The 23,087-nt window shown below is 52.4% G+C and carries 21 protein-coding genes, 3 rRNA genes and 1 pseudogene; 8 read left to right on the top strand and 17 right to left on the bottom strand.

Annotated features, from left to right (window positions below; genetic code table 11):
• Nucleotides 1-15: 15 nt before the first annotated feature.
• The 3 genes from phnC to RVY89_RS17480 all read right to left on the bottom strand — a co-directional run bounded on the left by phnC (nt 16) and on the right by RVY89_RS17480 (nt 1,877).
• Nucleotides 16-804 (bottom strand): phosphonate ABC transporter ATP-binding protein, encoded by a 789-nt coding sequence (gene phnC, locus RVY89_RS17490; RefSeq protein ID WP_484826018.1) that lies wholly within the window; start codon nt 802-804, stop codon nt 16-18.
• A 173-nt stretch (nt 805-977) separates the two neighbouring features.
• Nucleotides 978-1,418 carry a VOC family metalloprotein YjdN gene (gene yjdN, locus RVY89_RS17485; RefSeq protein WP_484826017.1) on the bottom strand — a complete coding sequence of 147 codons (441 nt, stop codon included), beginning with the start codon at nt 1,416-1,418 and terminating at the stop codon, nt 978-980.
• Nucleotides 1,419-1,541: 123 nt separating this feature from the next.
• The gene (locus RVY89_RS17480) at nt 1,542-1,877 is read right to left on the bottom strand and encodes a zinc ribbon domain-containing protein YjdM (RefSeq protein ID WP_484826016.1); all 336 of its coding nucleotides are present in this window, start codon (nt 1,875-1,877) and stop codon (nt 1,542-1,544) included.
• Nucleotides 1,878-2,471: 594 nt separating this feature from the next.
• On the opposite strand from RVY89_RS17480, the gene crfC reads away from it, so the two are divergent.
• Together crfC and RVY89_RS17470 are read left to right on the top strand one after the other, a co-directional pair.
• Entirely contained in the window at nt 2,472-4,817 is a 2,346-nt protein-coding gene (gene crfC, locus RVY89_RS17475) for a clamp-binding protein CrfC (protein WP_484826015.1), read from the top strand.
• Entirely contained in the window at nt 4,814-5,689 is an 876-nt protein-coding gene (locus tag RVY89_RS17470; protein ID WP_484826014.1) for a diguanylate cyclase regulator RdcB family protein, read from the top strand. Before crfC ends, RVY89_RS17470 begins: the two co-directional genes overlap by 4 nt.
• Nucleotides 5,690-5,744: 55 nt before the next feature.
• Here RVY89_RS17470 and kdgT read toward each other — a convergent pair whose 3' ends face one another.
• Complete coding sequence (gene kdgT / locus RVY89_RS17465) at nt 5,745-6,737, bottom strand: 2-keto-3-deoxygluconate transporter (RefSeq protein WP_484826013.1); 993 nt, start codon at nt 6,735-6,737, stop codon at nt 5,745-5,747.
• 649 nt (nt 6,738-7,386) lie between these two features.
• Between kdgT and proP the strand changes: the two genes are divergently transcribed.
• Entirely contained in the window at nt 7,387-8,889 is a 1,503-nt protein-coding gene (gene proP / locus RVY89_RS17460; RefSeq protein WP_371899520.1) for a glycine betaine/L-proline transporter ProP, read from the top strand.
• Between the two features lie 33 nt (nt 8,890-8,922).
• Here proP and RVY89_RS17455 read toward each other — a convergent pair whose 3' ends face one another.
• Nucleotides 8,923-9,876, bottom strand: coding sequence for a nickel/cobalt transporter (locus RVY89_RS17455; RefSeq protein WP_484826012.1), 954 nt, complete (start codon nt 9,874-9,876; stop codon nt 8,923-8,925).
• Between the two features lie 496 nt (nt 9,877-10,372).
• Between RVY89_RS17455 and RVY89_RS17450 the strand changes: the two genes are divergently transcribed.
• The 3 genes from RVY89_RS17450 (at nt 10,373) to rrf (ending at nt 15,199) form a co-directional block, all read left to right on the top strand.
• Nucleotides 10,373-11,912: ribosomal RNA gene (locus tag RVY89_RS17450) — 16S ribosomal RNA — on the top strand.
• 198 nt (nt 11,913-12,110) lie between these two features.
• Nucleotides 12,111-15,014: ribosomal RNA gene (locus tag RVY89_RS17445) — 23S ribosomal RNA — on the top strand.
• Nucleotides 15,015-15,083: 69 nt separating this feature from the next.
• A 5S ribosomal RNA gene (gene rrf, locus RVY89_RS17440) occupies nt 15,084-15,199 on the top strand.
• The 16S, 23S and 5S rRNA genes sit together here, the layout of an rRNA operon.
• Nucleotides 15,200-15,613: 414 nt before the next feature.
• Here rrf and RVY89_RS17435 read toward each other — a convergent pair.
• Nucleotides 15,614-16,513: a WYL domain-containing transcriptional regulator gene (locus RVY89_RS17435; RefSeq protein ID WP_484826011.1), complete on the bottom strand. Its 900-nt coding sequence runs from the start codon at nt 16,511-16,513 to the stop codon at nt 15,614-15,616.
• Nucleotides 16,514-16,611: 98 nt separating this feature from the next.
• Between RVY89_RS17435 and RVY89_RS17430 the strand changes: the two genes are divergently transcribed.
• A complete protein-coding gene (locus RVY89_RS17430; protein WP_191119886.1) occupies nt 16,612-16,785 on the top strand; it encodes a hypothetical protein in 174 nt (57 codons plus the stop codon).
• A 156-nt stretch (nt 16,786-16,941) separates the two neighbouring features.
• Nucleotides 16,942-17,082, top strand: a complete 141-nt coding sequence (locus RVY89_RS17425; RefSeq protein ID WP_191119885.1) for a hypothetical protein — start codon at nt 16,942-16,944, stop codon at nt 17,080-17,082.
• A gap of 206 nt (nt 17,083-17,288) precedes the next feature.
• Here RVY89_RS17425 and RVY89_RS17420 read toward each other — a convergent pair whose 3' ends face one another.
• The 11 genes and pseudogenes from RVY89_RS17420 to RVY89_RS17370 all read right to left on the bottom strand — a co-directional run bounded on the left by RVY89_RS17420 (nt 17,289) and on the right by RVY89_RS17370 (nt 23,070).
• A complete protein-coding gene (locus tag RVY89_RS17420) occupies nt 17,289-18,122 on the bottom strand; it encodes a DUF4942 domain-containing protein (RefSeq protein ID WP_333023731.1) in 834 nt (277 codons plus the stop codon).
• 81 nt (nt 18,123-18,203) lie between these two features.
• Entirely contained in the window at nt 18,204-18,407 is a 204-nt protein-coding gene (locus RVY89_RS17415) for a DUF957 domain-containing protein (RefSeq protein ID WP_063957280.1), read from the bottom strand.
• Between the two features lie 29 nt (nt 18,408-18,436).
• On the bottom strand, nt 18,437-18,928 hold the full coding sequence (locus RVY89_RS17410) for a DUF5983 family protein (protein ID WP_333023622.1): 492 nt from the start codon (nt 18,926-18,928) through the stop codon (nt 18,437-18,439).
• Nucleotides 18,925-19,302, bottom strand: a pseudogene (locus tag RVY89_RS17405) (TA system toxin CbtA family protein). The gene RVY89_RS17410 and the pseudogene RVY89_RS17405 overlap by 4 nt, the downstream one beginning before the upstream one ends.
• A 56-nt stretch (nt 19,303-19,358) precedes the next feature.
• The gene (locus RVY89_RS17400; RefSeq protein WP_484826010.1) at nt 19,359-19,724 is read right to left on the bottom strand and encodes a type IV toxin-antitoxin system YeeU family antitoxin; all 366 of its coding nucleotides are present in this window, start codon (nt 19,722-19,724) and stop codon (nt 19,359-19,361) included.
• A gap of 22 nt (nt 19,725-19,746) precedes the next feature.
• Entirely contained in the window at nt 19,747-19,968 is a 222-nt protein-coding gene (locus RVY89_RS17395) for a DUF987 domain-containing protein (RefSeq protein WP_484826009.1), read from the bottom strand.
• 11 nt (nt 19,969-19,979) lie between these two features.
• The gene (gene radC / locus RVY89_RS17390; RefSeq protein ID WP_484826008.1) at nt 19,980-20,459 is read right to left on the bottom strand and encodes a RadC family protein; all 480 of its coding nucleotides are present in this window, start codon (nt 20,457-20,459) and stop codon (nt 19,980-19,982) included.
• Between the two features lie 10 nt (nt 20,460-20,469).
• Nucleotides 20,470-20,952 carry an antirestriction protein gene (locus RVY89_RS17385; RefSeq protein ID WP_484826007.1) on the bottom strand — a complete coding sequence of 161 codons (483 nt, stop codon included), beginning with the start codon at nt 20,950-20,952 and terminating at the stop codon, nt 20,470-20,472.
• A gap of 259 nt (nt 20,953-21,211) precedes the next feature.
• On the bottom strand, nt 21,212-22,030 hold the full coding sequence (locus RVY89_RS17380; protein ID WP_484826006.1) for a DUF932 domain-containing protein: 819 nt from the start codon (nt 22,028-22,030) through the stop codon (nt 21,212-21,214).
• An 89-nt stretch (nt 22,031-22,119) separates the two neighbouring features.
• On the bottom strand, nt 22,120-22,653 hold the full coding sequence (locus RVY89_RS17375) for a DUF4234 domain-containing protein (RefSeq protein WP_484826005.1): 534 nt from the start codon (nt 22,651-22,653) through the stop codon (nt 22,120-22,122).
• Between the two features lie 60 nt (nt 22,654-22,713).
• Nucleotides 22,714-23,070 (bottom strand): hypothetical protein, encoded by a 357-nt coding sequence (locus RVY89_RS17370; protein WP_484826004.1) that lies wholly within the window; start codon nt 23,068-23,070, stop codon nt 22,714-22,716.
• Nucleotides 23,071-23,087: the final 17 nt, after the last annotated feature.

Below are 23,087 nucleotides of genomic sequence, written 5' to 3'. Positions count from 1 at the left end.
TCGGATCGGGTTTAATTAAGCAGCCTGCGCGTTCTCTTCGACGCGGTTAATGCTGCGGTAAAGATGGTCAAAACGTTCGTTATCAAACTGATGGCTCGCGCCATCAAAGAACACGTGTCCCTGACGCAGGGCGACGATGCGTTCGCAATAGCGCAGGGCGTAATCCACCTGATGCAGCGTGACCACCACGGTAATGCCGTCGTTCTGGTTAATGTCGCGCAGGGTTTCCATCACGATGCGGGCGGACTCCGGGTCCAGCGAGGCGATGGGTTCGTCGGCGAGAATGATTTGCGCTTTTTGCATCAGCGCGCGGGCAATGGCGACGCGCTGCTGTTGTCCACCGGACAGGGTGGAGACGCGCTGGTGGGCAAAATGCGCCATGCCGACGCGGGTTAACGCCTGTAAGGCTTCCTGCTTCTGCGAAGGGGAGAACCAGCGCAGACAGGTGCGCCAGAACGGGGTGCTGCCGAGCGCGCCAATCAGCACGTTCTCCAGTACAGTCAGGCGGTTCACCAGGTTGAACTGCTGGAAGATGTAGCCCGTCTGGGCGCGGCTCTTGCGGATATCGCTCGCGAGACGCCCCGCGCGCTGCACGGTATTGCCCAGCAGCTCGATGTGGCTTTCCGGCGTTTTATCGCAGGTGATAAGACCGCTTAAATGACGCAGAAGGGTAGATTTACCTGAGCCGGATGGCCCCAGCAGCGCCACCATTTCGCCCTGCTGGACGGTCAGATCAACGGCATGCAGAGCCTTATTGTGATTGAAGGTCTTGCTCAGTTTCTCGACGCGGATGACGTTTTGCATGTGCTGGGCCTCACGATAAATGTGGCCTCATGCTGGCGCATCAATGTGACATTTGGGTTAAGTGCAGGTTGCGGGAGTTTGAAGAGTTGAAGTGAAAGCGATGACAGTTACTGTAGGCCCTGTAAGCGCAGCGCCACCGGGCGCTTTTGCCGGATGCGCTGCGCGTGTCCTGCCTACGACGTTTGTTGCTTAACGACGTTAATCATCCACGGCACGCCGTATTTGTCGGTGACTCTGCCGAAACCGTGCGCCCAGAAGGTTTCCTGCCACGCCATTTCGATATTCCCGCCCGCGGCGAGGTTGTCGAACCAGCGTTTGCCTTCATTGACGTCCTGGGTGTCGAGAACCAGCGTAAAGCCCGCGTACTGCGCATTGCTGCCGGGCGGCATCCCGTCGCTCATCATAATATCGCTGCCCGCAATGCGGACGTTGGAGTGGGCGATAGCCGAATCCGGAAACTGCATACCGGACGGACAGCCTTCATCGCTGTTATCGCTTTTTGGCATTTCGCCGAAGGTGATTTTATAGAGAAGTTCTGCGCCGACGGCTTGCTGATAGAAGGCGGTGGCCTCTGCGCAGTTGCCGGCGAAAGAGATGTAGGGACTTAACGGCATAATCTTTACCTCACGTAAGAAAAGCCCATTAAGTTTAGTTCTTTTTTTGTAGGCCGGATAAGCGTAGCGCATTCGGCAAAAGCGCCCGGCAGCGCTGCGCTTACCGGGCCTGCAGGCGAAAAATCAGTTCTTTTTCACGAATTCAGATTTCAGTTTCATTGGACCGAAACCGTCAATTTTGCAGTCGATATTATGATCGCCTTCAACAAGACGGATATTCTTCACTTTGGTGCCGATTTTCAGCATGGAAGAACTGCCTTTCACCTTCAGGTCCTTAACGACGGTAACGCTGTCACCGTCCGCCAGCAGATTGCCGTTCGCATCTTTTACGACAAGTGCATCAGAATCGTGTGATGGTTCGGCATCATTCCATTCGTGAGCGCATTCCGGGCAGATGAACATGCCATTGTCTTCATAGGTGTATTCAGAATTGCATTTTGGGCAGTGTGGAAGTGACATATCGGTATCCTCAAAAAGTGTAAACGCGCCGGAAAGTGCCAGCTAAATGACGGCAGGGTGCCGAAAAAGGCGGCAAGTATAGCGCAAATCCACACGTTTGTCGGTGACATTGTTAATTAAAAAAATGCAAAAAGCGTATCGGGAGTGACACTTCCTGTCAGTCAGTTAAGCGATGCTTAGCTCATTAACACGGTGGGAAGAAATGACGATAAATATATCGAATATTTTATTGCAGCAAATTGCTACGTTCCTTCATTTCGGATAAGGTGAAGCGACACATTGTTATTTATCTCCGGACTTCGCTGCTCTACATATCTTATGGCAGTGGGGTATTACCTCTCTTTTTAGGGGGGAAATAATGATGATATATCCTGAAGTTTCTTAAAATTGGGCTACGCTTTTTTCCTTTGGCCGTCAGGCCAGGAGGGGAGCTATACACGCCATGCAAGGATGGCGAATTATTTCTGATTATCATCAATCAGTTATATTTCGGCGAACATGTTTTCCACACGTGATCATATAAGCCTGAACAACATAATTAATACCAGTGGCTTAATAAAAGTAATAAATTTGCGTTAAGGAAAGGCTTTTATCATGCACACACAGACCATTTTTGAATTAAGCCAGGAAGCTGAACGTTTGCTACAGCTCGCCCAGCAAAACCTCGATACCTTGAAATCAATGCCGACCGCGATGCTGGAGAGCACCGCGGCTGCTATTACGGGTGAAAAGAACAACGTTTTACCTTTGCATTTTAGTGCGCGTGGTGTCGAAGCGCAGCAGGCGATGCTGAATAATGAATTACGAAAAATAACCCGGCTGGAAATGGTTCTGGCTATTGTTGGCACTATGAAAGCGGGGAAATCGACCACCATTAATGCGATTGTGGGGACCGAAGTGTTACCGAACCGCAATCGTCCAATGACGGCGCTTCCTACCCTGATTCGCCACACGCCGGGTCAGAAGGAGCCGGTGCTGCATTTCTCACATGCCTCGCCCATTGATGAATTGATCCAACTGCTCCAGAAAAAGCTATGCGATTACGATCGCGGGAAGCTGGCCCAGCATCTGGAAATTGATAAAGACATGAATACGCTGCTGGAGCGCATTGAAAAAGGAGAGGCTTTTGAGAAGCATCACCTGGGCGCGCAGCCGATATTTCATTGTCTGAAAAGCCTCAACGACCTGGTTAGGCTTTCCCAGGCGTTAGGTGTGGAGTTTCCGTTCTCTGAATATGCGGCTATCGAACATATCCCGGTAATTGAAGTGGAATTCGTGCATCTTGCGGGCCTGGATGCTCACCTCGGGCAACTGACGCTGCTCGACACGCCCGGGCCGAACGAGGCCGGACAGCCGCATCTGCAAAAAATGCTCAGCGAGCAGCTCTCCCGCGCATCGGCAGTGCTGGCCGTGATGGATTATACCCAGCTTAAATCCATCTCTGATGAAGAAGTCCGCCAGGCCATTTCCGCTGCGGGAAAATCGGTGCCGCTGTATGCGCTGGTTAATAAATTCGATCAGAAAGATCGCAATAGCGACGATGAAGAACAGATCCGGGCGATGATCTCCGGCACTTTAATGAAAGGCAATATTTCGCCCGGCCAGATTTATCCCGTTTCGTCCATGTGGGCGTATCTGGCGAACCGCGCGCGCTACGAGCTGAGTACCTCCGGACAACTGCCGGATCACCAGGAGCAACCCTGGGTGCAGGATTTTGCCGAAGCGGCACTCGGACGTCGCTGGCGTACGGCGGACCTGGACGACATCGACCATATCCGACATTCTGCCGATTTGCTCTGGGAAGATTCGCTCTTCGAGCAACCGATACGCAAACTGATTCACGCCGCCTATGCTAACGCCTCGCTATACGCGCTGCGTTCGGCCTCGCATAAGCTGCTCAACTACGCGCAAAATGCCCGCGAGTATCTCGATTTCCGCTATCAGGGGCTAACGGTGGCCTTTGAGGCGCTGGAGCTCAATATCGCTCGTCTGGAAGAGGACATGGCGCTTTTGCAGACGCGTCAGTGCGTGGTGAGCGATGAGGTGAAACATGAAGTTGAGGAGGCGCTGAACGCCACGGCAGACTTTATGGGATCCCAAAAAACCGCGCTTCACCAGGCCATTGACCAGGTGTTCAGCACGCACCCGATTCTTGATTTGCCAGGCACCGAACGGCAGAACCTTCGTGGTGACGTGCAGAAGCAGCTGGTTCTGGACGATGAAGGGCAGGCGCAGATTGCGCTGAGTAAATTACGCTCCTCCTGCGAGCAGGTGATGCTGGATGCACAGACGAAAATCTGCCGGGAGCTGGCGTTACGCTTCGACCAGCTTGAATCTACGCTGGCGCGTTCCCTGAATGAAGCCATGCGCCCTATTGAAGCACGTATTAAAGAGCATCTGAGCCATGCGGGTTTTCGGGCGCGAATCAGTTTCCCGGCGTTTCAGGCTCACCAGCTTAACTTTAATACGCGGGCGCTGTTTAATGATGCGATAGCGCAGGATGACAGCCAGGCTGGGCCATCATCAGGCGGGAACAGCATGCGAGAAACGGTCTCTCGATGGCTCAATAATCCGGGCTGGGGCTGGGATGAGTATGTGGAAACGCGCACGCGCTATGTTATCGATATTGCGCAGCTACATGACAAATTTAAGCAACATATTGAGCTGTTTTGTGAACAAATACGTAAAGCTTTGTCCGCGCAGGTCGATGTCTCTGTTACGGCAGGAATGGCAACGTTCTTTGCAGAATTTTCGTTGTGCCTGACCGGGTTACAGGAAAGCTTGCGTGATAGCCTCGCAGTGCGTCAACAGAATGAGCATTCAACCCGAGCGCTCTGCCAGCTGTTGAAGCAAAGTATTACTACTGCGACGTGGATACAGGAAGATACCCGACTGTTACGCGATGATATTCAAACTCTATTCGCGGCAGAGCAACCATGACAACATCATTACTGGACGGCCCCGGGCGAACGCTGGAATGTATTAATCCAAAATTTATGGTCGATCTGGTGCAGGGAGTGGACGCGGCGCGTCATCCTCACATGGGACCACAACAGCTTCAGTTTCGTGAGCGTTTGACTCAGGAAATCATGACGCATACCCGGCTACGCCCCTGGGCGATGGCGGGGATGCTCAATGAAAATGCGGCGCTGCGCCTGGGGCTGGCGGAAAAACTGGCCGGCATGCTTGACCCGGGTCATCTCGCGCTGACGCTGATGGCAGATAAACTGATTGCTTTGCGCCAGCTGACTCACCCACGCGCCCTGCAGTCCCCCGGGCTGATCCAGCAGTACGCTGAACTCGCTTCTCATTTTACCCAACGCGCAGCATATAAAGAGAAGGCCCTAACCCAACGCGGGCTCACGGTGCAGGCGGGTGAGCATAGCGAGCAGATTTTTACCCGCTGGCGGGCCGGGCATTATGATGGCTGGTCGCTGGCCGGGCGCTGTTTTATCGTTCTGGAAGAGCTGCGCTGGGGTGCATTTGGTGACGCATGCCGCCTCGCGAATGAAGATGTGGCGGCAATGCTTAAGGATAACCTGCGCAGCATGGCGGCTAACTATCTGGCACGGGGCATCAACGCGTCACCCACGACCCGCCATTTCTATCACCAGTGGCTGACAACGCCAGCCTCGCCGGGTTTAATCGATCATAAAGACATGCTGGGCTGGCTGGGGGACTGGTGTCAGGCGGATCAACATCCGGTGAGCTGGTCAGTTACGCAAAACTGGCAGACCGTCGCGCTGGGCATGCCGAGGCTCTGTTCGGCAAAACGGCTGGTGGACGGGATGGTGGAAGAGATTTTTGGGTAAATCCCTTACCCCTCACCCTCTCCACGTTGGGAGAGGGGATGGTTGGTGCGGTGTGTTAATGATTCATTTCTAACGGCTTCGGTTCAGGCAAGGTCTCTTGCATATTCCCGTAGCGCTTCGCATACAGCGCCGTGATGATGGGGACCAGAATCGCGGTGACAATTACGCTCGCGGCAACCAGTGCCGTCGCTGAAGCGGCGACCGGTTCGAAGGCCGGGTTAATCTGGGCAATAATCACCGGGTTTGCAACAGCAGCACCAGCGGCTGAAGAGGCGGCGACGCCGGCCGTACCGTTTCCCCCTCCGATTACGCGGTCAGCAATAATCAGCGGAATACCGGTAATGATAATTACGGCGACACCCAGCACAATACCCAGCAGGCCGGTATCGAGGATAACCTTCAGATTGATGGTGTTGCCCAGCGCGAAGCCGAAGAACGGGATCAGCACCGGCGTGGCTTTGCTGAAGAAATCTCGCAGATCGCGATCGAGATTGCCAAGGGCGAAACCGACCAGGAAAGGTAGGATCGCGCCGACAAAGTGGTGGGGTTCAAACGAGGCCAGGCCAGCAGACCCCAGGATCAGCATCGTCATTAATGGGCCGGACTCCAGAGACATCAACACAAATGCGCCGGACTCTTCTTTCGTCCCGTACTGGTTCATCAGGCTGGCGTACAATCCACCGTTAGTCATATCCATCGCCGAGACAATCGCCAGGACCGATAATCCCGCGAAGAACCCGGTCTGAATTCCATTCTCCGGGATGAACATCGCGCATATCATCGCTACCGCCCAGGCTACCGCTATTTTGGTTATCACCAGCGTGCCGGATTTCCGTAATACTGTCCCCGTTGCCCGCAAATTAATGGATGCGCCGATACAAAAAAACCAGACGGCAAGAATGGGAACCGTGCCTGTTATCATCCCTTTTGTGAAACCGCCAAAATAGGCTCCAGTATCGGGAGCGAGGGTATTCAGAATGGCGCCCAGCACCAGCGGAACCAGCATCATGCCGCCGGGTATACGTTCTATCGTGGCTTTAATCTTCATAGATAAACCTCACATCGGATCCCGCAGGACGGGTGATGGGTGTTAGAAATTACTCAATAAATTCAATTGATTGCTCTTACTGCTTGCAGTCTTTTTTTCGATAACCCTGCAACATAATTAAATGTGTGCTTCTGATTAACCTCATTCAGAAACACCTAAAACTCTGAATTCGGATTTATCATGCGATCATTGGAATAGTGATTCAATGAAAATAAAACATCGTTTTAGTTATCTTTGTCACATATTGGATGTAAAACTTGAGGGTGGTTCCTGTCGGTGAAAATTTATGTAAAGCCGATGTGAATTAACGTGGTTTGTTTTTCTGTCAGGAAAGAAATAATGACGTGCGTCAGGACGATCTTTAGGTTGGTTAAGTAAGTGCTTATTGGCGCTTCTTGACAAAAATTTGACTCATTTGACCAGACACGAAAATATGTGTGAAGTTGATCACAAATATAAACGCTGGTAGGGTAAAAAGGTCATTAACTGCCCAGGCAGGCGTCAACAGGTTCGGTTGTATCGACGTAAAACGTCAATGTAAGTAAACCTGCTACGCTTGAATAAGGCGATTCGCATGGAGCGGATCCCATGGTTCACAGAACGCAAACTGGACTGTGAAACAGACAGGGCCGAGTCAACGAGGATAGCTATGCTGAGAAGGAAAAAGATTAAACCCATCACGCTTCGCGACGTCACCATTATTGATGACGCAAAGCTGCGTAAAGCGATTACCGCAGCCTCGCTCGGTAATGCGATGGAATGGTTCGATTTTGGTGTCTACGGCTTTGTGGCCTATGCGTTAGGTAAAGTGTTTTTCCCCGGGGCCGATCCTAGCCTGCAGATGATTGCCGCACTGGGTACGTTCTCCGTTCCCTTCCTGATTCGCCCGCTGGGCGGTCTGTTCTTCGGTATGCTCGGCGATAAATATGGTCGTCAGAAAATCCTTGCCATCACCATCGTCATTATGTCGATCAGTACATTCTGTATCGGCCTTATACCGTCATACGCCACCATCGGCATTTGGGCACCGATTCTGCTGCTGATTTGTAAGATGGCACAGGGCTTCTCCGTGGGCGGTGAATATACCGGTGCCTCGATCTTCGTTGCCGAGTATTCCCCCGACCGTAAGCGCGGCTTTATGGGAAGCTGGCTGGACTTCGGCTCCATTGCCGGGTTCGTTCTGGGCGCGGGCGTGGTGGTGCTGATTTCAACCGTAGTGGGGGAAGAGAACTTCCTCGACTGGGGCTGGCGTATCCCATTCTTCCTGGCACTGCCGCTGGGGATTATTGGTCTCTACCTGCGTCATGCGCTTGAAGAGACGCCTGCGTTCCAGCAGCACGTCGATAAGCTGGAACAGGGTGACCGTGAAGGGCTGCAGGATGGTCCTAAGGTATCGTTCAAAGAGATTGCCACTAAGCACTGGCGCAGCCTGCTGACCTGTATTGGTCTGGTGATTTCGACCAACGTGACCTACTACATGTTGTTGACCTACATGCCGAGCTATCTGTCTCATAACCTGCACTACTCGGAAGATCACGGTGTGCTGATTATTATCGCCATCATGGTCGGTATGCTGTTTGTGCAGCCGATTATGGGCCTGTTGAGTGACCGTTTTGGCCGTCGACCGTTCATTATCCTGGGAAGCGTCGCGCTGTTTGCTCTGGCAATCCCGGCATTTATTCTGATTAACAGCGATGTGCTGGGGCTGATTTTTGCCGGTCTGCTGATGCTGGCGGTGATCCTTAACTGCTTTATCGGGGTGATGGCCTCAACGCTGCCCGCGATGTTCCCAACCCACATTCGCTACAGCGCGTTGGCCGCGGCCTTCAACATCTCGGTGCTGATTGCCGGTCTGACCCCGACGCTTGCCGCTTCGCTGGTAGAGAGCACGCAGAACCTGATGATGCCGGCTTATTACCTGATGGTGATCGCGGTGATTGGCTTGATTACCGGTATTACCATGAAGGAGACGGCGAATCGTCCTCTGAAAGGCGCAACGCCTGCGGCATCGGATATCCAGGAAGCGAAAGAGATCCTGCGTGAGCACTACGACAACGTAGAGCAGAAGATTGAGGATATTGACGCCGAGATTGAAGAGCTGCAGAAGAAACGCTCCCGACTGGTGGATCAGCATCCACGCATCAACGAGTAATAAAGAAACCCGCCAACGGCGGGTTTTCTTTTATTAGCATCCGGCTGCGATGTAGTCGCCATTGGCACTGATGGGGATCACCGTCAGGAACAGCACCGTCGCGAACAGGATCAGGACTATCCCTCCGGCTATTTTGACTGCCGGTATGAGCCATCTTAATGAGGCGCTTTCTCCGAACCAGCTCACCGTGCGTTCGCGGGCGTACCGTACAGCCAGGGAAAGTCCCATGATAGAAAGCGCGGTGCCCAAAGACATGGTCATGACTGCGGCCACCCCCCAGGTGACAATGCCCAGCGCGTTCGAAAACATCAGAATCATGATCGCTCCGCTGCACGGGCGTGCCCCAATCGCCAGAATCACGCCCAGACGGGTTTTCCAGTCGCCCTGCGTCAGGTCTGTGCCTACGCCGTGATGGCCGCAGCCACAGTGTTCATCGTGCTGATGAATTGGCTTAATGGCAGAGACAGACATCCTGCGCGGGCGCAGACTCTTCAGCGCCTGGTAAATGACAAATGCGCCGAATGCGCCAATAAGCACTGCGCTTATCTTCTCCACGTACCAGCGGCTGGTACTGATATCCCCTGAGGCGAGGTTAAAACCTACAGCAAGAATAAAGACAAACAGAATGGCGCTCACGCCCTGCATCAGGCTGCCCAGGAAGGGGACGACCCGGGCGGCCAGCTCGCTTTCCTTATTGGTAGTCAGATAGGTCGTCACAATGAATTTTCCGTGCCCGGGGCCAATGGCGTGAAGAACACCATAAAGAAAAGCCCCCGTTAACAGCCATAATCCGCCGCTGTACTGATGGTTATTAAGCTGCAGCAGATACATCACCAGATACCGGTGCAGCGTAATTTGCGTGGCGAGACACCACTGGATAAAAGCGTTCCAGTGCTCATGCAGGGTAAAAGCAGCAAAGAGAATTGCCAGCAGCATCACTCCTGCTGTAGGGAGACGCCAGTCACGGGCGAGGCGTTGTGTAGTCATGAGGGTGAGCCTGCACAGAGGAGAGTATTTGCCGCTAGTATAGTTGATCTTCCCGCTCAATTCGTTGGATCGCGTCGGGATCCGTGCATGATTGTGGATAACTTTGTGCATAAAAGGGTATAAGGCGGGGTTTTGCTGGGGAATGCAGCAGTCAGTCATTTTTTTGCAACTTTTCGGTTGCGGTCGTTCGGGAACTCCCTATAATGCGCCTCCATCGACACGGCGGATGTGAATCACTTCACAAACAACCCGGTCGGTTGAAGAGAAAAAATCCTGAAATAACGGGTTGACTCTGAAAGAGGAAAGCGTAATATACGCCACCTCGCAACGGTGAGCGAAAGCCGCGTTGCACTGCTCTTTAACAATTTATCAGACAATCTGTGTGGGCACTCAAAGTGACATGGATTCTTAACGTCCTCGGACGAAAAATGAATACCAAGTCTCTGAGTGAACATACGTAATTCATTACGAAGTTTAATTCACGAGCATCAAACTTAAATTGAAGAGTTTGATCATGGCTCAGATTGAACGCTGGCGGCAGGCCTAACACATGCAAGTCGAGCGGTAACACAGGGAGCTTGCTCCTGGGTGACGAGCGGCGGACGGGTGAGTAATGTCTGGGAAACTGCCTGATGGAGGGGGATAACTACTGGAAACGGTAGCTAATACCGCATAACGTCGCAAGACCAAAGAGGGGGACCTTCGGGCCTCTTGCCATCAGATGTGCCCAGATGGGATTAGCTAGTAGGTGGGGTAACGGCTCACCTAGGCGACGATCCCTAGCTGGTCTGAGAGGATGACCAGCCACACTGGAACTGAGACACGGTCCAGACTCCTACGGGAGGCAGCAGTGGGGAATATTGCACAATGGGCGCAAGCCTGATGCAGCCATGCCGCGTGTATGAAGAAGGCCTTCGGGTTGTAAAGTACTTTCAGCGGGGAGGAAGGTGTTGAGGTTAATAACCTCAGCAATTGACGTTACCCGCAGAAGAAGCACCGGCTAACTCCGTGCCAGCAGCCGCGGTAATACGGAGGGTGCAAGCGTTAATCGGAATTACTGGGCGTAAAGCGCACGCAGGCGGTCTGTCAAGTCGGATGTGAAATCCCCGGGCTCAACCTGGGAACTGCATTCGAAACTGGCAGGCTAGAGTCTTGTAGAGGGGGGTAGAATTCCAGGTGTAGCGGTGAAATGCGTAGAGATCTGGAGGAATACCGGTGGCGAAGGCGGCCCCCTGGACAAAGACTGACGCTCAGGTGCGAAAGCGTGGGGAGCAAACAGGATTAGATACCCTGGTAGTCCACGCCGTAAACGATGTCGACTTGGAGGTTGTGCCCTTGAGGCGTGGCTTCCGGAGCTAACGCGTTAAGTCGACCGCCTGGGGAGTACGGCCGCAAGGTTAAAACTCAAATGAATTGACGGGGGCCCGCACAAGCGGTGGAGCATGTGGTTTAATTCGATGCAACGCGAAGAACCTTACCTACTCTTGACATCCAGAGAACTTAGCAGAGATGCTTTGGTGCCTTCGGGAACTCTGAGACAGGTGCTGCATGGCTGTCGTCAGCTCGTGTTGTGAAATGTTGGGTTAAGTCCCGCAACGAGCGCAACCCTTATCCTTTGTTGCCAGCGGTTCGGCCGGGAACTCAAAGGAGACTGCCAGTGATAAACTGGAGGAAGGTGGGGATGACGTCAAGTCATCATGGCCCTTACGAGTAGGGCTACACACGTGCTACAATGGCGCATACAAAGAGAAGCGACCTCGCGAGAGCAAGCGGACCTCATAAAGTGCGTCGTAGTCCGGATTGGAGTCTGCAACTCGACTCCATGAAGTCGGAATCGCTAGTAATCGTAGATCAGAATGCTACGGTGAATACGTTCCCGGGCCTTGTACACACCGCCCGTCACACCATGGGAGTGGGTTGCAAAAGAAGTAGGTAGCTTAACCTTCGGGAGGGCGCTTACCACTTTGTGATTCATGACTGGGGTGAAGTCGTAACAAGGTAACCGTAGGGGAACCTGCGGTTGGATCACCTCCTTACCTTAAAGAACCTGCCTTTGCAGTGCTCACACAGATTGTCTGATGAATGATGAACTTCTGAATGTACTTTTGAGTGCATTAAGAAGTTTTGCTCTTTAAAAATCTGGATCAAGCTGAAAATTGAAACGACACATCTTTAAGGTGTGTTCGAGTCTCTCAAATTTTCGCAATCAGAAGTGAAACATCTTCGGGTTGTGAGGTTAAGCGACTAAGCGTACACGGTGGATGCCCTGGCAGTCAGAGGCGATGAAGGACGTGCTAATCTGCGAAAAGCGCCGGCGAGGTGATATGAACCTTTGACCCGGCGATGTCCGAATGGGGAAACCCAGTGCAATTCGTTGCACTATCGTTAACTGAATACATAGGTTAACGAGGCGAACCGGGGGAACTGAAACATCTAAGTACCCCGAGGAAAAGAAATCAACCGAGATTCCCCCAGTAGCGGCGAGCGAACGGGGAGCAGCCCAGAGTCTGAATCAGCTTGTGTGTTAGTGGAAGCGTCTGGAAAGTCGCACGGTACAGGGTGACAGTCCCGTACACGAAAGCACACAGGTTGTGAACTCGAAGAGTAGGGCGGGACACGTGGTATCCTGTCTGAATATGGGGGGACCATCCTCCAAGGCTAAATACTCCTGACTGACCGATAGTGAACCAGTACCGTGAGGGAAAGGCGAAAAGAACCCCGGCGAGGGGAGTGAAAAAGAACCTGAAACCGTGTACGTACAAGCAGTGGGAGCACCTTCGTGGTGTGACTGCGTACCTTTTGTATAATGGGTCAGCGACTTATATTCTGTAGCAAGGTTAACCGTATAGGGGAGCCGAAGGGAAACCGAGTCTTAACTGGGCGTTAAGTTGCAGGGTATAGACCCGAAACCCGGTGATCTAGCCATGGGCAGGTTGAAGGTTGGGTAACACTAACTGGAGGACCGAACCGACTAATGTTGAAAAATTAGCGGATGACTTGTGGCTGGGGGTGAAAGGCCAATCAAACCGGGAGATAGCTGGTTCTCCCCGAAAGCTATTTAGGTAGCGCCTCGTGAACTCATCTTCGGGGGTAGAGCACTGTTTCGGCTAGGGGGCCATCCCGGCTTACCAACCCGATGCAAACTACGAATACCGAAGAATGTTATCACGGGAGACACACGGCGGGTGCTAACGTCCGTCGTGAAGAGGGAAACAACCCAGACCGCCAGCTAAGGTCCCAAAGTCATGGTTAAGTGGGAAACGATGTGGGAAGGCACAGACAGCCAGGATGTTGGCTTAGAAGCAGCCATCATTTAAAGAAAGCGTAATAGCTCACTGGTCGAGTCGGCCTGCGCGGAAGATGTAACGGGGCTAAACCATGCACCGAAGCTGCGGCAGCGACACTATGTGTTGTTGGGTAGGGGAGCGTTCTGTAAGCCGTTGAAGGTGTGCTGTGAGGCATGCTGGAGGTATCAGAAGTGCGAATGCTGACATAAGTAACGATAAAGCGGGTGAAAAGCCCGCTCGCCGGAAGACCAAGGGTTCCTGTCCAACGTTAATCGGGGCAGGGTGAGTCGACCCCTAAGGCGAGGCCGAAAGGCGTAGTCGATGGGAAACAGGTTAATATTCCTGTACTTGGTGTTACTGCGAAGGGGGGACGGAGAAGGCTATGTTAGCCGGGCGACGGTTGTCCCGGTTTAAGCATGTAGGCGGAGGTTCCAGGTAAATCCGGTACCTTTTAACGCTGAGGTGTGATGACGAGGCACTACGGTGCTGAAGTAACAAATGCCCTGCTTCCAGGAAAAGCCTCTAAGCATCAGGTAACATCAAATCGTACCCCAAACCGACACAGGTGGTCAGGTAGAGAATACCAAGGCGCTTGAGAGAACTCGGGTGAAGGAACTAGGCAAAATGGTGCCGTAACTTCGGGAGAAGGCACGCTGATATGTAGGTGAAGCCCCTGCGGGTGGAGCTGAAATCAGTCGAAGATACCAGCTGGCTGCAACTGTTTATTAAAAACACAGCACTGTGCAAACACGAAAGTGGACGTATACGGTGTGACGCCTGCCCGGTGCCGGAAGGTTAATTGATGGGGTTAGCGGCAACGCGAAGCTCTTGATCGAAGCCCCGGTAAACGGCGGCCGTAACTATAACGGTCCTAAGGTAGCGAAATTCCTTGTCGGGTAAGTTCCGACCTGCACGAATGGCGTAATGATGGCCAGGCTGTCTCCACCCGAGACTCAGTGAAATTGAACTCGCTGTGAAGATGCAGTGTACCCGCGGCAAGACGGAAAGACCCCGTGAACCTTTACTATAGCTTGACACTGAACACTGGTCCTTGATGTGTAGGATAGGTGGGAGGCTTTGAAGCGTGGACGCCAGTCTGCGTGGAGCCGACCTTGAAATACCACCCTTTAATGGCTGGTGTTCTAACGTAGACCCGTAATCCGGGTTGCGGACAGTGTCTGGTGGGTAGTTTGACTGGGGCGGTCTCCTCCCAAAGAGTAACGGAGGAGCACGAAGGTTAGCTAATCCTGGTCGGACATCAGGAGGTTAGTGCAATGGCATAAGCTAGCTTGACTGCGAGAGTGACGGCTCGAGCAGGTGCGAAAGCAGGTCATAGTGATCCGGTGGTTCTGAATGGAAGGGCCATCGCTCAACGGATAAAAGGTACTCCGGGGATAACAGGCTGATACCGCCCAAGAGTTCATATCGACGGCGGTGTTTGGCACCTCGATGTCGGCTCATCACATCCTGGGGCTGAAGTAGGTCCCAAGGGTATGGCTGTTCGCCATTTAAAGTGGTACGCGAGCTGGGTTTAGAACGTCGTGAGACAGTTCGGTCCCTATCTGCCGTGGGCGCTGGAGAATTGAGGGGGGCTGCTCCTAGTACGAGAGGACCGGAGTGGACGCATCACTGGTGTTCGGGTTGTCATGCCAATGGCACTGCCCGGTAGCTAAATGCGGAAAAGATAAGTGCTGAAAGCATCTAAGCACGAAACTTGCCCCGAGATGAGTTCTCCCTGACCCTTTAAGGGTCCTGAAGGAACGTTGAAGACTACGACGTTGATAGGTCGGGTGTGTAAGCGCAGCGATGCGTTGAGCTAACCGATACTAATGAACCGTGAGGCTTAACCTTACAACGCCGAAGCTGTTTCGGCGAAGAGAGACGCGATTTTCAGCTCTGATACAGATTTAACAGAATTTGCCTGGCGGCTTTAGCGCGGTGGTCCCACCTGACCCCATGCCGAACTCAGAAGTGAAACGCCGTAGCGCCGATGGTAGTGTGGGGTCTCCCCATGTGAGAGTAGGGAACTGCCAGGCATCAAATAAGAAAAACCCCGTACCGGAAGGTGCGGGGTTTTTTGCTTTGTGCGTCAGAAAACCTGCCGGATGGTGGCTTCGCCTTATCTGTCCCGGAAAATCCACAGTCCCGGTAGGCGGATCTACGGCAAAGAGAAACAAGATTACAAAGAAGGGATTTATAAACGCAGAAAAGCAAAAACCCAGCCATAGGCTGGGTTCTCTAAATAGTGGTGCCGGACTCGGAATCGATGTGTTGCGATATCATATTGATTTTTATAATTTATTATTGATGTGATTTATTTTATACCCTCAATTGTACCCTCGGTCCGCATTTGTCGGTATTGGTGTCTCGAACCGGGGAACGAAGATGCTGACATTATGAGTTTTCTTCTTATGCGCATCTTTTTGAGGGTGATACTGTATTGTACCTCATCATTTGAACAAGTTGTCTGCGCATTTGATTTGTCTCAAGCTCTCACTGTTCTCAAGAGTAAAATGATAAAAGCTGTTACCCCCGTCTCCTACATCAATATGCCAGCTTTTCTTCACGATGTACGCAAACGCTGCTTTGCAGACCAAAGTCTTCTTACCGTCGACAAAACCAAATTCTTTTGCAAGTGATGATTTGTTCTGGCACTCGCTGTGGATAGCAAGCTGCAGCGGCAATAATGTATGCCACGCCTCATCCTGAGACATACTCTCATGGAACGCAGGTTTATCCTGGGGTAACTGTATTGCTGATTTTATTCGTGCCATTTTAAAGTTCTTAAAACCACAGCTTTCAGCCTTTGCATTTCGATCATAAGCTCTGAAATACCAGTGCCCTCGATCCACGAAAATTGCAGTTGGGAAAAGCAACCTCTCATCGTGGTTTTCGCTCGAAGAGGAGAGGTAGCAGCACTGTATTCCACTTTGGCTGTGAATCGCTCGTGTGATGGCCACAACATTTTTCTCCTGTAGTGTGTTCGTGGTCATTAACGCATCTATAGAGCCTGCAGGCAGATAGGGCGGTCTGGTCAGTAACTCATTCCGACAAAATCCATGCAGTATGAAATTGAGGGCCGTGTGGACGTTAAGCCTGATCAACGGTGAAAACGAACTATCCATCGCTATTGTTGTACGGGATGTATTATTTCGGTCCGTATTTTCCGGGCGTAATACCTTGTATCGCTTCAAATCATTGGAAGCTGTAGCCTGACCAATCTTGAACTCATCAATGAGGTCGCTTCTTGCGATCTCCCCCAGATATCTCAGCCTGAAATCAATAAATGCCAGTCGCTCCGCCTGTGATAGCGATTCATTTTCTGCCAGATTTTCGAATGTTGGTGTCATGATTTTTTCTCTTTGTGGATTTAAAAATTATATTTGCTTGATCTGTTTTTTTCAAGTTGTTAGTATAAACGCTCACTAAACACACAGGAGTAAGATTCATGGCTAAAAATGCACCTTATGGCGATAACCGCCGGGTTGGGATGGTAAAAGATCGCTCACAAGCTTTTAACCCTCAAACAGAACAGTGGGTTAAGAGAGACGCGACAACAGGGCGATTTATGGATGTGAAGCAAGATGGAACCCCGTTCAAAGGGGTCAGGAAAGAAAAATAATTGGGCGGTATCAGAAATACCGCCCGACAAATCGGAACAAGTGGGCGCTTAAGGTGAGATTTAAGTGCTGAGATACAGCAGCCACAGGATTTGTTGCCAATAACAGTACAATTTTTTACTGAAAAAGCAACCTTCCTGTGGCAATCAGGAGGGCTTATGCCTGTTATTGAAGAGCAAGAATACATTTTTAGACCGTACATTACGGTTAAAGGGCGGCGGATCACCCGACCTAATGGTGGGATGTTTAAAATTCCGGTGAAAGACAAGAAGCCTGAAACAAGGGATACGTCACGATGAACTGCATAGAATCGACGCGTTGTCCTCGCTGCAATAAGTATGCTGAGGGAGTTCTCTCTATCGAAATCTTGTTTGGTTTCAGAAATCTGAGAGGACAACGAAAACCTCAATCGCATTGCCGCGCTTGTCGTATTGAAGAGCTACGGTTGTCGCGCCAACTTGCAGCATGATTAAGTGAACCAGGCTCAGCTATGAGTCTGGTTTTTTTATGGAATCTTTGCTGGGTAGTGTTTGGCAATGATGTCGTTCATCCTCTCAACCAAATCCGAACGCTTAAAGATAATGTGTCCCGACCCCTTCTGGAAGTAGCGAATCTCCACGTACTCATCCTCAAAAACGGAGGCGTGTTGCTTGCTGATATGCGCGTCAAGCCTGACAGCAAGATCGTTGCGATTCTCAGGGACGGGTTTGCCATCCAGCAAATTCAACATGCGATCCAAATCGGATAACTGCTCACGTCTGCGGCCATGGCGGAAATGAAATCCCCAGCGGTCATATTGCACCAGGCCATCGACGATGATTTTCTTACCGAACATACAGGGGCTGTTGCTCTTGTAATCCCAGCTTAGTCCTTTAAACACGTTAATGATCCCCCGCTCGAACACCTCCGCTTTACTCTGATGTAGCTGCTTAAAGGTGCTGAGAATATTCTCTTCACTGACAGCGGGAATATCGTCCTTTTCCACACTGTTGTACCACTCGTCGCGTGCCTGTGCATCCATGAGCGCCAGCATTCCCGACTTATTCATCAGGTCTTTCCAGATGCTGCGATCGATATTTCGGGTGATGGCTTTTATCGCTGTTTCTGGTTTATCCATCAACCAGCAGTCGTAACGGTATTGCCGTACTCCCCATTCATTCGATTTACCTCCGCCGACACTGCTTGTCAGAGCAGAGATATCGTCAAGCTGCTGTATCAACGTTTCAATCTCCGCCAGTGCTGCATTACGTCCGGTAACAATGCGCTCAATACTGGTGGAGCAAATCACGTCGGTATGGTCGGTTAGTACTTCGGGGTCGGTGAGAGTCTGTTGTGACATCATTTCTGTCCTCTATATAAAAGCAAAGCGCCAGTCGGTGAGGACTGGCGCTTATGTGCGTGTGATAAGTCTGGCTCGGGGCTAATCTGTTCTGGCCTGTTGCAGAAGCTGCAGATGGCGGAGATCGCGAACGTCCTGTAATGCCTGTTCAATCCAGGGCAACAGGGCTGCTGAGTCAGTGTTGTCTTCGTCGTTATCGAAGATAATCTCGCTGCCACAATCAATATTGTCCTGCAGCCAGCCAGTCAGAATGTTGAGAGCGACCTCAGTGGTTAATTCTGGCATTAGAACTCCTTGTTGTGATTGATGTTGAGTTACCAGTCAAAGGTGGTAAAGCCTGGCAGCACTTCGCCACAGGCATCAAAATGAACAATGCCGATGGCGTAACGACGCATAAGAGTTACCACCAGACGACGACAGGATTTAGACAAGCCCAGGCGTTTTAGCCGCAACACCGGAAATGACCACGCCCCCAGGTGGAGCAGATAGCCCGACCCGGTATACAGGATCCACTCGCTGTCGCCAAAGTCTTCGTTCTGGTGTGAAAGGGTAAACAGCAGAGTGTTATCGGCTTCGGTGATATGCGCTGTACTGCACTGGATACCGTTAACGCGGGCTATGGTCGGAAGCGGATCTTCCACGACCAGCTTTCCGGGGGTATCAGCAATACGAAGCGAGTAACCGTTATCACAGACCACATCTATTAGACTGGCCAGTTCAATACCGTCGATATTAACGGCGATCCGGCCCATGTTGAGGGCCAGTACATTGATGCTATCGGCTTCTACTGTGAGGGACAGTTTCATTGCAGCCCTCCGGAAGAACGTCCACTGATGGCGCAAGTCACCGCTTTATAGCCGGTACGTTGCATCAGGCCGATGGCCTTTCTGGCCCGGAGTATGTCAATAGCGCTGATGAACGGAGACTGATGCTGAATGGAGAAACCGGGGCGATCAATTCGTACCAGTTCAGATTATTCAACGAGAAAATTGAGTGCATCTGCCAGTGAAATCCCGGCGTCAATATGCTGCTGAATGACACAGTCGTTGCCAAACTGTGTGTCGTTAAGCGAAAGGCCGTAATGCCTTTCCAGCAGATACGTAAGAAGTTGCTGCCAGATTTCTACAGGTGACAGGCGTGACGATGCCTTCCGCACCGGAAGGGCGTATAAAGTTTGCATAATAAAATGCTCCTGAATAAAGTCGGGTTGAAAAGGGAATGGATTAGAGGGGGGAGTTAGCGGGGGATGCTGTTGCCTGACGACGGATAAATCGCGATATAAAGGTAACCACAACTGCCCAGTGTATCTGCATCGCAGGTCAGTCCTTTAGCATACAACGTGACGCAATGCTGATTGCGGGGATTGAGTTCACCGGAAACCAGCATTAACTCAAGCTGCTTCATTAGTACCGGAAAGGCCTGGTCGAGATGACGTAAATCCGCCTCGCTGAACTGACCGGTGATGCTGGCGCGGTCAGCGAGATAGTGCTGTCGGTTGCCCTCCTGCACCAGACGAGCGCCAAGACACGGCGTGACGGTGGGTTTTAGTCCCCACCAGGGTTCGGCAATATCATGGTTTGCTACAGGTGTTGTGTTCTTCATTTAAGTAATCCTTAACTGTGCGTTAATTCAGGGTAACGCTGCGCAATACGACATACGTGCCATTGCGGTCCTGGCGACGCTCAGCGAATACGGCCAGCACGCCGGCGATATCCTGTACCTCCCGGCCGGCATAGTGGCAGATACTGCCTGACCACTGGTATTTCCCGGTACAGAAGCGAAACAGGCGGGATTGAGGATGCTGACGGTAAATCGTCATTGCCTGGCGTTTGCTGATGATTTTCATCGCTATTATCCTTACAGCCAGCCGCGTTCGGCAAAAGAGACAATATCCATCCCGCCGACCACAAGATGGTCCAGCAGGCGAATATCAACCAGCTCCAGCGCCTGTTTCAGGCGTTCGGTGATTCGTCTGTCTGCGTCGCTGGGTTCAGCGAGACCCGACGGGTGGCAGTGCGCCACGAGAATGGCGGCAGCGTTATGTTTCAGCGCAGCCTTCACCACCTCTCGTGGATGTACCTGCGTATGGTTGATAGTGCCGGTGAACAGCGTGTCGTGCGCAATCAGCCGGTGCTGGTTATCGAGAAAGAGCGCGGTAAATTCTTCGCGCTCCAGTGTGGCAAGCTGCAGGCGCAGCCAGTCCCGGACGGCATGGCTGGAGGTAAATGACGCTCCGGGTTCACGTAACTGTCGCTCCAGCAGGGTCAGCGCCGTCCTGACCGTCTGCTGTTCTGTGGGGGGCAGTTCACGGGCAAACAACGGAAGTTGTTGTTCCATAATTTTGACCTCAGTCGATGATGTGCATAATGGCGTTACACTCCGCGTGGTTCAGCGCATAGTCCCGCAGACGGTAATAGTGCCCGGTCATGGTATCGCACTCGGTACGCATAGCGTGGTGGCTGTACGTCATCAGGCAGACGGCAATACCGGCGGCTTCAGCGCTCATCTCTGCGCCGTTTCCGTTCATGCTGTTAAACAATGACCACTTCCCGTCATCTTCACCGCTGGCTTCCGGTGTCATAAAGGCCCCGCCGTTGCTGAGGGTGTAAAAATTCCAGATTCCACCGTGGTAATCTGTGCAGAAACGGTCCATCCATGCGAAGACTTTCGGTTCTAGGATTATCCACTGCGGGATGCTGCCGAAGTGCCCTGGCCAGAAGGCAACACGTTGCTCATCGGGCACCGGCGTGCACACGATGCGCTCTTCTTCAGCGTGTGGTGAAGCGGGGGATTCAGTCACTGTGCTGGTCAGGTTAAGAGTATTGCTCATGTTATTTCCTTTGCATTTTCATATGGGGTGTTGAGACGAAGTGACGGGCAGGACTGCGCATAGCCACACTCATCAAAGTGTGACGGCCAGCTCCCCCCAGTGATGCTTAAGCTACACAGGCTGCGTTCACCGGGTCGGTAAAGAAGGTGCGAGCACCAGGCGCACAGGTCGTCATCGGAGATGGAGCGGCTGCAGGGATTGTTTTCCAGAGCGGTCGGATAAAGGGTGGCCTGGCGGGCGTTATCAGGCAGCGGTGGCATCAGCTCAGCGCCTGCTGCAGTTCTTCTGCCATTACCCAGAGCGCCCGGTTGAGCTTAACGTCGCCGTCTATGCCTTTAACTGCGCGCGTATGGCTGCGTTTGCCTTTGGCGGTACGTCCTGGCAGACCGCCTTTCAGCAGGTTCTCCTGGCAGCGATTAAAAACTGACCACAGGTCGTCCCTGCGGTCTTCATAGCGTCGGGGTGTCAGTATCTGGGATGCTGTCACCGGCTGGTGCTCTTCACCAAAGCGGTACGTCAGCGCGGCTGTTGCGAAGGCCTGCTGTGCCGGTGGCGTGAGTAACAGCGACTGCATCGCATCCCGCTTCTCTTCCACCTGGTCAAATATCCCCAGCACCTCATAAGCCCCTTCAATGACTTTCTCCACCACATTGCCCTTATGCGGCATGCGTACCTCACCAAAGGTTTCGCCGCAGACAAGCCCGTTCTGGCAGACAAAGCGAAACAGGCCCGGCAGCATCTGGTATGAGCTGGAGCCGTCGTGACTGTTAAGCAGGATGATTTCGGGGACCTGTTTGCCGGTAATCTGGCCTTCACGCCGCAGGCGCAGCATGTGCTTTGTGTGGTCGCGTTTATTCAGGTCGCGCACGCGTGTCTGGCAGGCAAAGAACGGCTGGAAGCCTTCCCGCTGCAGGTTATCCAGCAGGGTGATGGTCGGGATGTACGTGTAACGCTCGCTGCGGGATTCATGTTTTTCTTCGCTGAAGACGCTGGGCACATAGTGCGCCAGTTCATCGCGGGTTAACGGACGGTCGCGGCGCACGAGGCTGGCAGCGCCAAAACGGCTGGCTAAGCGCATGGAAATTTCCTTTCTGAGAGACAAAAGAAAACGCCCCGCTCGGATGAGCAGGGCGCCGGTGGTGTGTAATACCTGTGTTGTGACAGTCGTCAGGACGGGTTCGTCTGTTCTGCCCCGGCCGGAGCGGGTTCATTCGATGTTGCGGGAGTGCCGTGAATAATCTGGTGCTTCGCCAGCGCCTGCTGCATGTCATTGATGCAGTACGTGATGTAGAAGACGTTAAACAGCACGGTATAAAAGGCGTTCATCTTCAGGTCAAAGCGAAACGTGTTCAGCGCATAGTGACGCAGAGCCGTTCTCGCCTTAAAGGCCCAGACCACATACATCACTCCGCTGGCCACTGAGAGCAGCCCGCTGATGGCCAGCAGGATATCGCCGGTTGAGTCATAGCCGTACGGGTCAGGCGCTGCCATAGCACCCAGCTGGCGGCTGAGCCCGAAACAGACGGTGAGCCAGATAATAAACAGATTGCCGTAAAGCGGGTAGCCCGTGGTTTCGCTGATGATATCCTGCTTTTTATAGAGCCAGAGCAGGGGCCAGACGCCGCAGGTGGCCATGCTGAGCAGGATAAAATGCAGCGTACGGGTATTCAGCTGCTGGCTGAGGGTATTGATGTCGGTCATGGGATAATTTCCTTATCAGAGAATGAATTAAAATAGGGAGTGCAGAAAAAGCAGTTGCCCTTACTGCCAGTTAAAGGTGTACGGACCCTTGCTGGTCTGGACTTTCAGCTCCAGTGGGCGACATTTAGTGAAGTTGCTGTTACTCGGTGTGGTGAAAGAGAATGTCTGCCCGTAGCCCAGACGTTTGTTCATGTTCTTACCCCGGCCCGCGATGGAAATCAGGCAGTTGCCCCGGTTGAGCGTGAGTGACTGAATGGTGATGTCGTTTTCCAGGCTGGTCAGGGTGAGCTGCCAGACGGGGAGATTCGGATTATTAATCAGATAGGTTCCCTGTGAATTTACGGACAGAGGTGCGGTGTCAGCCAGGGCGGAGGCGCTGATAATGAGCAGCGCGGCGGTCAGTACATGTTTAAACATGAGGGGCTTTCCTTTAT

Source organism: Enterobacter sp. 3U4, from assembly GCF_057224565.1.
The sequence above is the reverse complement of the archived record's forward strand: the minus strand, read 5'-3'. Positions and strand labels throughout refer to the sequence as shown.